The sequence below is a fragment of the Variovorax sp. LjRoot130 genome, assembly GCF_964253755.1.
In the GTDB taxonomy this organism is placed as follows: domain Bacteria; phylum Pseudomonadota; class Gammaproteobacteria; order Burkholderiales; family Burkholderiaceae_C; genus Variovorax.
This window is the reverse complement of record NZ_CAXURM020000001.1, coordinates 2,008,034-2,020,765: the sequence shown is the minus strand read 5'-3', so window position 1 is coordinate 2,020,765 and position 12,732 is coordinate 2,008,034. Positions and strand designations below refer to the sequence as shown.

The window sequence follows — 12,732 nt, the reverse complement described above, 5'->3', positions numbered from 1 at the left end:
GGTTTGAAAACATGGGTCAATGGTATTGATGCACCTGGGGTGAATAAAGACATAGACTGTCACTTCATTAGTTACTCGATGGAACAAGCATGAGCCGCCAATTCGACGATCTGATGCTCGGCAGCCTGGAACTGTTCTGTCTCGCCGCCGAGTTGGAAAGCTTCACCGCCGCGGCCCTGGCCGCCGGCCTCGGCCCCGCCGCCGTGAGCCGCTCGATTGCACGGCTCGAGGCACGCCTGGGTGTTCGCCTGTTCGTGCGCACCACCCGCCAGATTCATCTGACCGACGGGGGCCGCGCCTACTACGAACAGTGCCGCCAGGCGCTGAGCCTGATGCGCGATGCTGAGAGCCAGCTCACCGGCGAGCAGCAGGCCCCGGCTGGCGTGCTGCGTCTCAGCATCGCCTCACCTTATGGCCACTACCGCGTGCTGCCGTTGCTGCCGCGCTTTAGCGAGCGCTTTCCAAAGGTGCGGATCGAGCTTCACCTGAGCAACCGCAATATCGACTTCACCGGCGAAGGCTTCGACCTCGCGATTCGGGGACGCGCGCCGCCGGACTCCGGCCTCATCGCGCGCAAGCTCGAAGACGCCGAGTTGGTGCTGGTGGCCGCGCCCTCCTACCTGGCTCGCGCGGGCAGGCCGGATTCGCTCGAGGCGCTGGCGGCGCACGAGTGCATCCAGTTCGTGCTGCCCAGCACCGGACAACCGGTGCCCTGGCTCTTCAGGCGCGACGGACAGGACATCGAACTCGAGACGCCGCCCAGCTACCGCTGCGCCGACGACTACATGGGCATGGTGACCTTGGCGCGCCATGGCGCCGGGCTCTTGCAGACCTACCGCTACATCGTGCAGGAGGACCTGCGCCGTGGCGGCCTCCAGGAGCTGCTGCCCGAAGCCGGAGGCCGCTCTCGCCCCTTCTCGCTGATCTATCCCGATCGCCGTCACACGCCGCTGCGGGTCCGGGCCTTCATCGACTTTCTGATCGCTGAATTGCGACTCCCTACGCCCTGAACACCGAGAAGTTCTTCCGTATCTCCGTCAGCAGCCGGCGGCGGCCACACTGGTGAGGGGCTAGGCCGAAGTTCCCCGCCCTCTGTAGTCACTCCAACGGCGGCAAGTACTTGTCGCCGCTGATGAATCCTCCTCCGTGGAGGATTTTTTTGGGCGATACATGTAGTCACTAAAGTGACTTGCAAATTTCACATTCGTCGACTAGATTTCTCTACATGGCAGCCCGCACCGGTACCGCTCACGTCGTCACTACGACGCGCACCTACAAGGACCAGGTCTATCGCACCCACCTGCTGCGTCGCAGCTATCGCGAGGACGGCAAGGTCAAGAACGAGACCCTGGGCAATCTGTCGCACCTGCCCGATGAACTCATCGAGATCATTCGGCGCTCGCTGCAGGGCGAGACCTTCGTGCCCGTGGCTTGCGCGTTCGAGATCACGCACTCGCGTCCCCATGGCCATGTGCAGGCGGCAGGCGCCGCGATGGCCAGCCTGGAGATGGCCTCGCTGCTTGCCTCCAAGCCCTGCCGCGAATGCGAGCTGGTACTGGCGATGGTGGCCGCGCGCATCGCAGCGCCCCACACCAAGCTGGCCACCACGCGCTGGTGGCACACCACCACGCTGGCCGAGGACTTCGGCGTGGCAGAAGCCGACGAGGACGATCTGTATGCGGCGATGGACTGGCTGCTCGAACGCCAGGATCGCATCCAGAAGAAGCTGGCCTCGCGCCATCTGAGCGCTGGCGCCCTGGTGCTGTACGACCTGTCCTCGAGCTACTTCGAGGGTAGCTGTTGTCCCCTGGCCAAGCTCGGCTACAGCCGCGACGGCAAGAAGGGGTTGCTGCAGGTCAACTACGGCTTGCTCACCGATGCGCGCGGCTGCCCGGTGGCCGTGTCGGTGCATGAGGGCAATGTCGCTGACAGCCTGACCTTGCTGCCCGAGCTCAAGCGACTGCGCGAAGACTTCGGCGTCGAGCAGCTGGTGATGGTGGGCGACCGCGGCATGATCTCCAACAAGGCGATCCAGGAGATGCGCGAGTGCGAGGGCGTGGGGTGGATCAGCGCATTGAAGAGCGTGTCGATCCGCGCGCTCGTGGAGCAGGGGCAACTGCAACTCGACCTGTTCGACGAGCGCAATCTGCTCGAACTGAGCTCGCCGGACTACCCGGGCGAGCGCCTGGTGGCGTGCCGCAATCTGGAACTGGCCAAGCTGCGCACGCACAAGCGCGAGGAACTGCTCGCGGCCACCGAGGCCAACCTGCAGAAGATCAAGGCCCGCGTGGACGCGGGCAAGCTCGCTGGGAAGGATGAGATCGGCTTGCGCGTGGGCAAGGTCGTCAACCAGTACAAGGTCGCCAAGCACTTCGAGCTGGCGATCGGCGACACCACCTTCACCTTCGCGCGCAAGCGCGACGCCATCGCTGCCGAGGCGGCGCTGGACGGCATTTACATCATCCGCACGTCGGTGCCGCCCACACAGATGGACTCGGCCGACTGCGTGCGCAACTACAAGTCACTGGCCAACGTTGAGCGCGCGTTCCGCTCGCTCAAGACGATCGACCTGAAGGTGCGCCCGATCCACCACCGCACCGCCGATCGGGTGCGCGCACACATCTTCCTGTGCATGCTCGCCTACTACGTCGAGTGGCACATGCGCGAGGCCTGGCGCGAGTTGATGTTTGCCGACACCGAGCAGCAAGCCAAGGCTACGCGCGATCCCGTGGCGCCGGCCACGCGCTCCAAGGCGGCGCTGGACAAGGCGGCCCGTCACACACTGGACGACGGCACCCCCGTGCACAGCTTCTCCACCCTCATGGCCGAGCTCGCCACCATCGTGCGCAACACCTGCCGAACCCCACAGGCCGGGCCCGAGGCGCCCACCTTCGAGCTCCTCACCAACGCGCAGCCGCTGCACCTGCGCGCCCTCGCGCTCGTGCAAAACATCAAACCGTAGACAGAAAACTTCCTCGCCAACTCAAGCAAGTGCTTGAGTCACAAGGGAATCTCGTTCGTCGCTTCGGGGAACTTCGGGCTAGGCAGGCACTGCCTTCTTGGCAATCAGCATCTCGTAGAAGGCCGGCTCCAATTCCGTCCGCTTCTTGACGACAAGCCTGAAGCCCATGAGCAGCGAACAAAGGAAGAACCAGAGCTTGCCGACGCGCCCTCCCCGTTGCGTCGAAGGAACCCTGTCGACGAAGTAGACCTCCGTGTAGCCGTTCTCCTTGAGCAACTCAATCGCCTCCGACTTGCCGTCCTTGAACGCACTGAAGTGCTGTTTCGAATACAACGACGGGCGAGCACTTGCGCAGGATTCCTTCCATGCCCTTGATGGCCTGCGCTTCGTGCCCCTGGACATCGATCTTGACCAGGCGGATGTTCTTCACTTCCTGGAAATAGTCGTCCAGCTTCCAGCACCTCACCTGGATGGTGCTGTCGCTCAGCGGGGCGTCGACGATGCGGGAGTACCCGACGTTCACGGTCTCCAGACGCGGCGGGGTCATGAACCTCGCCTGGGTCGCCGCGCTTTCGATCGCCGTCGCGCTCGAGAAATTGCTGCCTCGCGGGGACCGTCTGGCTGCAGCGCTCGGCATGGTGCTGATCGCCCTGGGTGGCATCAAACTGATGGCAGGCTCTGGCTAGGAAATCGCCGGCGCCTGCCTCAGCCGCGCGCAGACGCGAGCGCCCAGACGGCATCGGCAAAGGCCTGCGGCGCCTCCTGCGGCACGTTGTGGCCCGCGTTCACGATCCGGTGCGATCGCGGGCCCGTGAACTTCGAGGCATAGGCCTTGCCGTCGGTGGCCGGCACGACGCCGTCGGAGTCGCCGTCCATGGTGATGGTGGGAACGCTGATCGAAGGCAGCGCGGCAAGCCGCTTCTCCAGCTCGGCGTACTGCGGAAAGCCATCCGCGAGGCTCAGGCGCCAGCGGTAGTTGTGGATCACGATCTGCACGTAGTCCGGGTTGTCGAAGGACGCGGCGGTGCGTTCGAAGGTGGCGTCGTCGTACTTCCACTTCGGCGAGTTCGTCGTCCACAGGATGCGTGCGATGTCGCGCCGGTTCGCCTCGAGGCCCGCACGGCCGCGCTCGGTGGCGAAGTAGTACTGGTACCACCAGCCGTGCTCCGCCTTCGCCGGCAGGGGCAGCTTGTTGCCCGGAAGGTTGGTCATGATGTAGCCGTTGACCGAAAGAAGCCCGAGGCAGCGCTCCGGCCAGAGCGCCGAGATGATGCAGGCCGTGCGCGCGCCCCAGTCGTAGCCGACCATCACGGCACGGTCGATCTTCAAGGCATCCAGCAATGCGATCTGGTCCAGTGCCACGGCGGCTTGCTGGGCGGAGCGCGGGTTCGCGCTGTCGAGGAAGCGGGTGCTGCCGTGTCCGCGCAGGTGCGGCACGATCACGCGGCACCCGCGCGCGGCCAGCAGGGGCGCAACATCGACATAGCTGTGGATGTCATAGGGATAGCCGTGCAGCAGCAGCACCGGGATGCCGTCGGCAGGCCCGGTTTCGTAATAGCCGACATCCAGCTCGCCGGCCCGGATCTGCCTGATCGGTTCGAGCTTCGGCAGCTTGGTCGCTGCGTTGGCGACACCCATGAATGCCAGTTCTGCAGCTGCGACGCTCGCGACGGCACTCCCCAGAAAAATGCGGCGTTGACGATTGATTGCTTCGGGCATGTGCGTTCCTTTGAATGCAGTGATTGGCGATGGCTCCATTGGATTCGCGACATGTATGCGTGATGTGTCACGCCGAGTGCGATCTTGTATGTGCGCGTACCTCGGCGCCTGTAGATACACAGGCATACAAGAGTCGATGCAAACAGCGCAGACTCGGCCTTGAACACCCGACTGCGAAACGTAATGTGTGGATTTCTCGCGCTGATACAGAGGCATACGCGATGTGCGCCGGCGAGGACGAACGTGACCAAGAATCCGTTCGCTTCCAAGCAAGCCTCATCACTCACCCGAAGGAAATCACCATGAAGAAGTTCTCCCGCATCGCCATCGCCGCCTCGTTCGCCGTGCTTGCCGTCACGCAGGCCTATGCCGAGGAATACCACGGCGTCCTGCAGCTCCAGTCGACGCAGAGCCGCAGCGAGGTCCGCGCACAGGCGGTGGCAGCGGCGCACGCCGCGAACCCGTATTCGGATGCAGCTTCTTCCGTCGTGGCTGCCGCGCCGACAGCGCCGCGCGACCGCGCCGCGGTGCTGGCCGAAGCGCGCGCACGCGCACACGCCCCCAACCAGAACCTGCGCGTCGAAGCCTTCGCGGGCAGCCGCGTGCCCGCCTACTACGACATCGACAGGGCTTCCTCGACGCGTCAGACGCGGGTCGAAGGCGGCACCACGCTGCGCTGAATCCGAAATCGAAAGTCATCGCCATGAACATCCGATCCATCGCACTTCCGCTCGCCGTGGCCGCCGCCGTCTCGGTGGCCGCGCTCACCTTCGCTGCGCCTCCGATCGGCGGCGACACCGCTGCCGGCGAGACCCGGTCGGCACCGGAGTTCCAGAAGATCGACACCTGGCTCAACTCCCAGCCGCTGAAGATGGAAGAGTTGCGCGGCAAGGTGGTCCTCATCGACTTCTGGACCTACACCTGCATCAACTGCCTGAACCACCTGCCCTACGTCAAGGAGTGGCACGAGAAGTACAAGGACCAGGGCCTGGTCGTGGTGGGCGTGCACACGCCGGAGTTCGCGTTCGAGAAGTCGACCAAGAACGTCCAGGACGCCATCAAGAAACTGCAGATCAAGCACGCGGTCGCGCAGGACAACAGCTACGCGACCTGGAGGGCCTTCAACAACCAGTACTGGCCTGCCGTCTACCTGATCGACAAAGAAGGAAAGATCGTCTACTCGCACTTCGGCGAGGGACGCTACGGCGAAACCGAGAAGAAGATCCAGGCGCTTCTTGCAGAGCAGCGGCCCGCGGGCTCCTGAGATGAAGATCTGGCTTGCCCTGCTCTTCCTGGCGGGCGGCATCTCGCACGAGATCCGCAATCCGACGAGTTGCCATTGCATCACGGCCCGTCAACGCACGGGGCCGGAAAGGCGAGCCCGCACCTGGCCGCCTCAGTCGAGCGCTTCCACCGCCGATGCGAACACGTAGCCTTCGCTGCGCACGGTCTTGATGTAGCGCGGCTCGCGCGCGTCGTCGCGCAGCCGCTGGCGCAGCCGGCTCACGAGCAGGTCGATCGAGCGCTCGAAGAGGTCCGCCTCCCGGCCTTGCGTCAGGCTCAGCAGCTGGTCGCGGCTCAGCACCTTCTGCGGGTGATCGAGAAAGATGCGCAGCAGCCGGTACTCGGCGCCGCTCAGCGCGACCATCGTGCCGCTCGCATCGAGCAGGTGCCGCGCGGTGGTGTCCACCTGCCATTCACCGAAGGCCAGCTTCTGGGCCGCCTCCGTCGAGCGCATGTTGGGAGGCAGCATCCGGGTGCGGCGCATCACGGCGCGAATGCGCGCGAGCAGTTCCCGGGCGGAGAAGGGCTTGGCCAGGTAATCGTCGGCGCCCATCTCGAGGCCGAGGATCCGGTCGGCCTCTTCGCTGCGCGCCGTCAGCATCAGGATGGGGATTGCCTTGTACTTGCCCGTGCGCAGGTCGCGGCACAGCGTCAGCCCGTCCTCGCCCGGCAACATCAGATCGAGAATGATCAGGTCGAAGGGGCCCGATTCCTCCAGCGCGGCGCGCATGTGCCGGCCAGTGGGCACGGCGACCACCCGCAGGCCATTCTTGACCAGGTAGGTGGTGAGCAGTTCGCGGATCTCGCGGTCGTCGTCGACGATGAGGATGTGGTCGGAAGTCTTGGGAGTCATGGCAGTGTGGCTTCGAACGCAGGTGTTGCAAGCGCAATGTAGTCCGCGCCCGCGCCGAGGTCGACGATTGTGAAATTTACTGTTGAGAAAGACGGTCCGGATACACAGGAATACGAAGTCCGCTTCCTTCCGGAGGATCCGCACCAACAATCGTGCCGTCAGTTCTTCAACCAACCAAGGAATCCACCATGACACGCATCGAGAAAGTCATCTACACCGGCAAGACCCGCACCTCTTCGGGCGGTCGCAACGGCGAATCCCGCAGTTCCGATGGCCGCCTGGACATCAAGCTCTCGTCTCCCGGCACCGCGGGCAGCGGCACCAATCCCGAGCAACTGTTCGCCGCCGGCTGGTCGGCCTGTTTCATCGGCGCGATCGGGATCGCTGCGGCCGGGATGAAGGTCAAGCTCCCGGCCGACCTCGCCGTCGACGCCGAAGTCGACCTGGGCACCACGGACGGCGCCTACTTCCTGCAGGCCCGACTCAAGGTCAGCATGCCCGGTGTGGAGCGCGAAGTCGCCCAGGTCCTCGTCGATGCCGCACACCAGACCTGCCCGTATTCCAAAGCCACGCGGGGCAACATCGGCGTCGAGATCAACCTGGTCTGAGCGGCGGGGTCTATAACCCATCCATGCCCACCATGCGCCGGCTGATCCCCCGCTCGCTGTTCTCCCGCGTAACGCTGATCATCGTCGTGGGCCTCGCGATCGCGCAGTTGCTGACCTTCGCAGCGATCCGCTACGAGCGCAGCATGGCGCTGCGCGAGCTGATGATGAGCGGCATCGAGCGCGACATCGCGAGTTCGATCGCCATCCTGGATCGCCTGCCCGCCGCGGAGCGCGCGAGCTGGCTGGGCCGGCTGGAGCGGCGCAACTACCGTTTCATGCTGGACGGCAGCGTCACGGGCCCCGCGCCCGCGACGCCGCTGGTGCAGGAGTTCGCCGCCGCCATCGTCAACGCGCTGCATCCGTTCGAGGTCGTGAAGGTGGCACAGGTCGCCGAACCGACCGAAGGCCTTCGGATCCAGGTGAAGCTGGCGGACGGCAGCCCGGTGATCGTCGATGCAAGACGGGTAGGCATGCCGGTGTCGAACTGGGTCATGTGGCTGCTGGCGATCCAGCTCGTGGTGCTGGCCGTCTGCGCCTGGTTCGCGGTGCGGCTGGTCACACGGCCGCTGGCGCGGCTCGCCGCGGCGGCGGACGAACTCGGGCCCGACCTGAAGGCCCGGACGCTCGGCGAAGAAGGCCCCACCGAAGTGGCGCACGCGGCACGCGCCTTCAATGCGATGCAGCGGCGCATCGCCGGCTACATGGCCGAGCGCGTGGAGATCCTGGCTGCGATCTCGCACGATCTGCAGACGCCGATCACCCGGATGCGGCTGCGCACCGAGTTGATGGACAACGAGAAGGACCAGCTCAAATTCCGGCAGGACCTCGATGCCATGAACGCGCTGGTGAGAGAAGGCGTCACCTATGCGCGCACGCTGCATGGCGCGACGGAACCGCCCTTGCGCATCGATGCCGATGCGCTGCTCGAAAGCATGGTCGCCGACTACGAGGACTCGGGCCAGGCCGTGCAGCTGGAGGGACGCATCGACGCGCCGATCGTGACGCGCCCCAATGCCCTGCGCCGGATCCTCGTGAACCTGATCGACAACGCATTGAAGTTCGGCAGCGACGTGCGCGTGCGGGTGCATGCCGAGGCGGACCGGCTGGTCGTCGCGGTGCTCGACAACGGACCGGGTATCCCGCCCGACGAGCTGGAGGCCGTGCTCAAGCCCTTCTACCGGGTCGAAAGCTCGCGCAACCGAAGCACCGGCGGCACGGGCCTGGGACTCGCCATCGCGCACCAGCTCGCGATGGCGATGGGCGCGGAGCTCAGCCTGCACAACCGCAGCGAAGGCGGGCTCGAAGCCCGCGTGACCCTGTTCAAACCCGGCGCGGCCTGACCGCAGCACCTCATCGAGAAACATCATGCTCGTTCTGATCGTGGCCTACCTGGGCGGCGTGCTCACCATCCTGAGCCCGTGCATCCTGCCGGTGCTCCCTTTCGTGTTCGCGCGCGCCGACCGGCCGTTCCGATCGCACGGCCTGCCCCTTCTCTTCGGCATGGCGCTGGCCTTTGCCGCCATCGCCACGCTGGCCGCGGTGGGCGGCGGCTGGGTGGTCGAGCTCAACGAGTACGGGCGCTACGCCGCGATCGCGCTGCTTGCGGTGTTCGGCGTCACGCTGCTGTTCCCGACCGTGGCCGACCGTCTGAGCAGGCCGCTCGTCGCGCTCGGCATCCGCCTGTCCGACTCCCAGGCGGATGGGACTTCCGCGCGGCCTTCCGTTTTTTCGCCGCTCCTGCTGGGCGTGGGCACGGGCCTGCTCTGGGCGCCCTGCGCGGGTCCGATCCTCGGCTTGATCCTGACCGGCGCAGCACTCAATGGCGCCAGCGTCGGCACCTCGCTGTTGCTCTTGGCCTATGCGGCCGGCGCGTGCACCTCGCTGGCGGCAGCGCTGCTGTTCGGCGGGCGCGTGTTCGCGGCCTTGAAGGGATCGCTCCACACGGGCGAGTGGATCCGGCGTGGCGCCGGTGCGGCAGTTCTGGTGGGTGTCACCGCCATCGCACTGGGCCTGGACACTGGCTTGCTCGCCCGGCTCTCGGTCGGCACCACGTCGGCACTGGAGCAGGCGCTCGTCGAGAAGATCGAGCGCCAGAAGCCGCAGCCCCCCGATACGAGCCTCCGTCCCGAGGAGACCGGGCTGATCCCGACGGCAGCCGCCCGCGAACCGGCACCCGCGCGAATGCTCGGAATCGAGGGCGTCTTTCCTTCACTGGCTGGCGCGACCGAGTGGATCAACTCCGCCCCGCTGACGACCGAAGACCTGCGTGGCAAGGTGGTGCTGGTCGACTTCTGGACCTACTCGTGCATCAACTGCCTGCGCACCCTGCCCTACCTTCGCGCATGGTCGGAGAAGTACAAGGATGCGGGCCTGGTGGTCATCGGCGTGCATGCGCCCGAGTTCGCGTTCGAGAAGCGCCCGGCCAACGTGCGCCGGGCGGCGAAGGACCTTCGCATCGACTTTCCGGTCGCCATCGACAACGACTTCGCCATCTGGCGCGGCTTCGACAACCAGGCCTGGCCCGCCTTTTATTTCATCGATGCAGAGGGGCGCATCCGCCATCACCAGTTCGGAGAGAACCGGTACGAGAAATTGGAACGAATCATCCAGCAACTGCTGGCCGAGGCTGGGCGAAGCCATGTTCCGGCCGGGCTGGTCGCGCCGCAGGGCGAAGGCGTCCAGGCCGCGCCGGGCGCTTCACCCGCGTTGTCCGGAGAAACCTATCTGGGCTACGAACGCACGCACGGCTTCGCTTCGCCGGGAGGCATCGCGAATGATCGCGCGAACGCCTACCAGGCTGCCGCTTCGCTGCGAACGAACCATTGGGCGCTCGCCGGCGACTGGACGGTGGAACGCGAGCGCGTAGTCGCGAACCGCGCCAACGGCCGCATCGCCTTGCGCTTCCATGCGCGCGACGTGCACCTGGTGCTCGGGCCCTCGGCCGACGGCAAACCGGTGCGCTTCAAGGTGCTGGTGGACGGCAAGCCGCCGCTCACGGACCACGGCTTCGACATCGACGCCCAGGGCAACGGAACGATCGACGGGCAGCGGCTCTACCAGCTCGTCCGCCAGGCGTCGCCCGGCAACGACCGCCTGTTCGAGATCGAATTCCTCGACGCCGGCGCGCAGGCCTACGCGTTCACCTTCGGTTGAGCGCACAGGGCTTGTAGACTCGTCGGCGTGACCCATGCCTCCCCTCCCGACAGCCTCTGGCTCGGCAGCGCGATCCGCCGCATCGAGGCCGACTACCAGCGCAGCGCCGACACGCACCTGATCCCCCTGCCGCTGCCGGCCTTCGCCGCGCACGGCATCGACCTCTACCTCAAGGACGAATCGACGCACCCGACCGGCAGCCTCAAGCACCGGCTGGCGCGTTCGCTCTTCCTTTACGCGCTGTGCAACGGTTGGATCGGCGAGCGCACCACGGTCGTCGAGGCCTCGAGCGGGTCGACCGCGGTGAGCGAGGCCTACTTCGCACGACTGCTGGGTCTGCCCTTCATCGCCGTGATGCCGAAGAGCACCTCGCCCGAGAAGATCGCACAGATCGCCTTCTACGGCGGCCAGTGTCATTTCGTCGACCACGCGGCCGAGGTCTACGACGAAGCCCGAACGCTTGCCGAGCGCGCGGGCGGCCACTACATGGACCAGTTCACCTACGCCGAACGCGCGACGGACTGGCGCGGCAACAACAACATCGCCGAGAGCATGTTCCAGCAGATGGCGCACGAGCGGCACCCGGTGCCGGCCTGGATCGTGGTCGGCGCCGGCACCGGCGGCACCAGCGCGACCATCGGGCGCTATGTGCGCTACCGCTGCCACGACACGCAGGTCTGCGTGGCCGATCCCGAGGGCTCAGTGTTCGCGGCCTACCACCGCACCGGCGACGCGACGCTGACGGCGCCGGGCTCGCGCATCGAGGGCATCGGACGGCCGCGCGTGGAAGCCAGCTTCATCCCTTCGCTGGTGGACCGCATGATCGAGGTGCCGAACACCGACTCGATCGCCGCGATGCGCGCGCTCTCGGCGCTGCTGGGCCGCAAGGTCGGCCCGTCGACCGGCACCAACTTCATCGGCATGCTGGCGCTGGCCGGCGAGATGCGCGCGGCGAGGCGGCAAGGCTCGATCCTGTCGCTCTTGTGCGATGCGGGCGAGCGCTACCTGCCGAGCTACCACGATGCGGCGTGGGTGGCGAATGCCTTCGGCGATTGCAGCGCGGCGCAGCAGCGCGTCGACGCACTGCTGGCGAGTTGAGCATGCTGTCGCGCCGTACAGTGCTTCTGTCGGCACTCGCGGCGCCGGCGGCATGGGCGCTGCCGCCGCGCATGCTGCAGTTTCCACGCGACTTCGGCAGCCATTCGGATCTGCGCACCGAGTGGTGGTACATCACCGGCCATGCGCAGGCCGGGGCACGCGACTTCGGCTTCCAGCTCACCTTCTTCCGCTCGCGGGTCGTTGCGACGCAGGCAATGCGCTCGGACTTCGCGGCGCGTCAGCTGATCTTTGCGCATGCGGCACTCACCGATCTTGAAGGCCGCAAGCTCTGGCACGACGAGCGCATCGCGCGTGCGGGCTTCGGCGTGGCGTCGGCCGCCGAAGAGGGCACCGACGTCCGGCTGCGCAACTGGACGCTGAAGCGCGATGCCGAGGGCTACACGGCCAAGTTGCCGGCCGAGGGCTTCGGGCTCGACCTGCGTTTTTCAGCCACCCAGCCGGTGCTGCTGCAAGGCAAGGACGGCCTCTCGCGCAAGGGCCCCGATGCCGAGCAGGCCAGCTACTACTACAGCGAACCGCAGCTCGCGACGCAGGGCCGCCTCACCTTGCAAGGCCGCGGCTTCGACGTACAGGGCAAGGCATGGCTCGATCACGAGTGGAGCGAAGCCTACCTACATCCCGATGCGGCCGGCTGGGACTGGATCGGCATGAACCTCGACGACGGCGGCGCACTGATGGCCTTTCGCATACGCCGGCGCGACGGCACAGCCCTGTGGTTCGGCGGGTCGCTGCGCAGCGCCGACGGAACGCTGCGCGTGTTCGGCCACGACGAACTGCGCTTCGACGCCGAAAGCACCTGGACCAGCCCGCGCACGCGCGCGGCCTACCCGACCCGATGGCGCATCCAGACGCCGGCCGGCGTCTTCAGGGTGCAGGCACTGCTCGACGATCAGGAGCTCGACAGCCGGGGTTCGACCGGCGCCGTCTACTGGGAAGGCCTGAGCGATCTGCAGGACGACGGCGGGCGGCGCGTCGGCCGCGGCTATCTGGAGATGACCGGCTACGCGCAGGCCCTTCGCATGTGAGGCATGTGA

Annotated in this window: 14 protein-coding genes; 10 read left to right on the top strand and 4 right to left on the bottom strand. The window is 66.3% G+C overall.

Annotated elements, in window-relative coordinates:
• The first annotated feature begins 89 nt into the window (after nucleotides 1-89).
• A complete protein-coding gene (locus ACSQ86_RS10230) occupies nucleotides 90-1,010 on the top strand; it encodes a LysR family transcriptional regulator (RefSeq protein WP_093102480.1) in 921 nt (306 codons plus the stop codon).
• A 215-nt stretch (nucleotides 1,011-1,225) separates the two neighbouring features.
• Nucleotides 1,226-2,962, top strand: coding sequence for an IS1634 family transposase (locus ACSQ86_RS10225; protein ID WP_436306663.1), 1,737 nt, complete (start codon nucleotides 1,226-1,228; stop codon nucleotides 2,960-2,962).
• 78 nt (nucleotides 2,963-3,040) lie between these two features.
• On the opposite strand, the gene ACSQ86_RS10220 is transcribed toward ACSQ86_RS10225, so the two are convergent.
• On the bottom strand, nucleotides 3,041-3,238 hold the full coding sequence (locus ACSQ86_RS10220; RefSeq protein WP_436308830.1) for a hypothetical protein: 198 nt from the start codon (nucleotides 3,236-3,238) through the stop codon (nucleotides 3,041-3,043).
• A gap of 1 nt (nucleotide 3,239) precedes the next feature.
• Entirely contained in the window at nucleotides 3,240-3,509 is a 270-nt protein-coding gene (locus tag ACSQ86_RS10215; RefSeq protein WP_436303549.1) for an FkbM family methyltransferase, read from the bottom strand.
• On the opposite strand from ACSQ86_RS10215, the gene ACSQ86_RS10210 reads away from it, so the two are divergent.
• The gene (locus tag ACSQ86_RS10210) at nucleotides 3,508-3,648 is read left to right on the top strand and encodes a DUF2182 domain-containing protein (RefSeq protein ID WP_436308829.1); all 141 of its coding nucleotides are present in this window, start codon (nucleotides 3,508-3,510) and stop codon (nucleotides 3,646-3,648) included. The two genes, ACSQ86_RS10215 and ACSQ86_RS10210, sit on opposite strands and share 2 nt — an antisense overlap.
• Before the next feature lie 19 nt (nucleotides 3,649-3,667).
• On the opposite strand, the gene ACSQ86_RS10205 is transcribed toward ACSQ86_RS10210, so the two are convergent.
• Nucleotides 3,668-4,681 (bottom strand): alpha/beta fold hydrolase, encoded by a 1,014-nt coding sequence (locus tag ACSQ86_RS10205; RefSeq protein ID WP_436303545.1) that lies wholly within the window; start codon nucleotides 4,679-4,681, stop codon nucleotides 3,668-3,670.
• A gap of 302 nt (nucleotides 4,682-4,983) precedes the next feature.
• Here ACSQ86_RS10205 and ACSQ86_RS10200 point away from each other — a divergent pair, with 302 nt between their 5' ends.
• Nucleotides 4,984-5,361 carry a hypothetical protein gene (locus ACSQ86_RS10200; RefSeq protein WP_436303542.1) on the top strand — a complete coding sequence of 126 codons (378 nt, stop codon included), beginning with the start codon at nucleotides 4,984-4,986 and terminating at the stop codon, nucleotides 5,359-5,361.
• Between the two features lie 23 nt (nucleotides 5,362-5,384).
• Entirely contained in the window at nucleotides 5,385-5,945 is a 561-nt protein-coding gene (locus ACSQ86_RS10195; protein ID WP_436308828.1) for a thioredoxin family protein, read from the top strand.
• Between the two features lie 132 nt (nucleotides 5,946-6,077).
• Here ACSQ86_RS10195 and ACSQ86_RS10190 read toward each other — a convergent pair whose 3' ends face one another.
• Complete coding sequence (locus tag ACSQ86_RS10190) at nucleotides 6,078-6,818, bottom strand: response regulator (RefSeq protein ID WP_093102472.1); 741 nt, start codon at nucleotides 6,816-6,818, stop codon at nucleotides 6,078-6,080.
• 188 nt (nucleotides 6,819-7,006) lie between these two features.
• On the opposite strand from ACSQ86_RS10190, the gene ACSQ86_RS10185 reads away from it, so the two are divergent.
• Genes ACSQ86_RS10185 through ACSQ86_RS10165 form a run of 5 tightly spaced genes read left to right on the top strand, consistent with a single transcriptional unit; the run spans nucleotide 7,007 to nucleotide 12,723 of the window.
• The gene (locus tag ACSQ86_RS10185) at nucleotides 7,007-7,426 is read left to right on the top strand and encodes an organic hydroperoxide resistance protein (protein WP_436303540.1); all 420 of its coding nucleotides are present in this window, start codon (nucleotides 7,007-7,009) and stop codon (nucleotides 7,424-7,426) included.
• Nucleotides 7,427-7,449: 23 nt separating this feature from the next.
• Nucleotides 7,450-8,766 carry a sensor histidine kinase gene (locus ACSQ86_RS10180; protein ID WP_436303539.1) on the top strand — a complete coding sequence of 439 codons (1,317 nt, stop codon included), beginning with the start codon at nucleotides 7,450-7,452 and terminating at the stop codon, nucleotides 8,764-8,766.
• A gap of 25 nt (nucleotides 8,767-8,791) precedes the next feature.
• On the top strand, nucleotides 8,792-10,579 hold the full coding sequence (locus ACSQ86_RS10175) for a cytochrome c biogenesis protein DipZ (RefSeq protein WP_436308827.1): 1,788 nt from the start codon (nucleotides 8,792-8,794) through the stop codon (nucleotides 10,577-10,579).
• A gap of 27 nt (nucleotides 10,580-10,606) precedes the next feature.
• Nucleotides 10,607-11,677, top strand: a complete 1,071-nt coding sequence (locus tag ACSQ86_RS10170; protein ID WP_436308826.1) for a PLP-dependent cysteine synthase family protein — start codon at nucleotides 10,607-10,609, stop codon at nucleotides 11,675-11,677.
• Nucleotides 11,678-11,679: 2 nt separating this feature from the next.
• Nucleotides 11,680-12,723, top strand: a complete 1,044-nt coding sequence (locus ACSQ86_RS10165) for a lipocalin-like domain-containing protein (protein WP_093102464.1) — start codon at nucleotides 11,680-11,682, stop codon at nucleotides 12,721-12,723.
• The last annotated feature ends 9 nt before the right edge of the window (nucleotides 12,724-12,732 follow it).

What these genes read in the sequence shown, in the direction of transcription:
- ACSQ86_RS10230 (WP_093102480.1), top strand. Translation starts at nt 90, where the DNA reads ATGAGCCGCCAATTCGACGATCTGATGCTCGGCAGCCTGGAACTGTTC.
- ACSQ86_RS10225 (WP_436306663.1), top strand. Translation starts at nt 1,226, where the DNA reads ATGGCAGCCCGCACCGGTACCGCTCACGTCGTCACTACGACGCGCACC.
- ACSQ86_RS10210 (WP_436308829.1), top strand. Translation starts at nt 3,508, where the DNA reads ATGAACCTCGCCTGGGTCGCCGCGCTTTCGATCGCCGTCGCGCTCGAG.
- ACSQ86_RS10215 (WP_436303549.1), bottom strand. Translation starts at nt 3,509, where the DNA reads ATGACCCCGCCGCGTCTGGAGACCGTGAACGTCGGGTACTCCCGCATC.
- ACSQ86_RS10205 (WP_436303545.1), bottom strand. Translation starts at nt 4,681, where the DNA reads ATGCCCGAAGCAATCAATCGTCAACGCCGCATTTTTCTGGGGAGTGCC.
- ACSQ86_RS10200 (WP_436303542.1), top strand. Translation starts at nt 4,984, where the DNA reads ATGAAGAAGTTCTCCCGCATCGCCATCGCCGCCTCGTTCGCCGTGCTT.
- ACSQ86_RS10195 (WP_436308828.1), top strand. Translation starts at nt 5,385, where the DNA reads ATGAACATCCGATCCATCGCACTTCCGCTCGCCGTGGCCGCCGCCGTC.
- ACSQ86_RS10190 (WP_093102472.1), bottom strand. Translation starts at nt 6,818, where the DNA reads ATGACTCCCAAGACTTCCGACCACATCCTCATCGTCGACGACGACCGC.
- ACSQ86_RS10185 (WP_436303540.1), top strand. Translation starts at nt 7,007, where the DNA reads ATGACACGCATCGAGAAAGTCATCTACACCGGCAAGACCCGCACCTCT.
- ACSQ86_RS10180 (WP_436303539.1), top strand. Translation starts at nt 7,450, where the DNA reads ATGCCCACCATGCGCCGGCTGATCCCCCGCTCGCTGTTCTCCCGCGTA.
- ACSQ86_RS10175 (WP_436308827.1), top strand. Translation starts at nt 8,792, where the DNA reads ATGCTCGTTCTGATCGTGGCCTACCTGGGCGGCGTGCTCACCATCCTG.
- ACSQ86_RS10165 (WP_093102464.1), top strand. Translation starts at nt 11,680, where the DNA reads ATGCTGTCGCGCCGTACAGTGCTTCTGTCGGCACTCGCGGCGCCGGCG.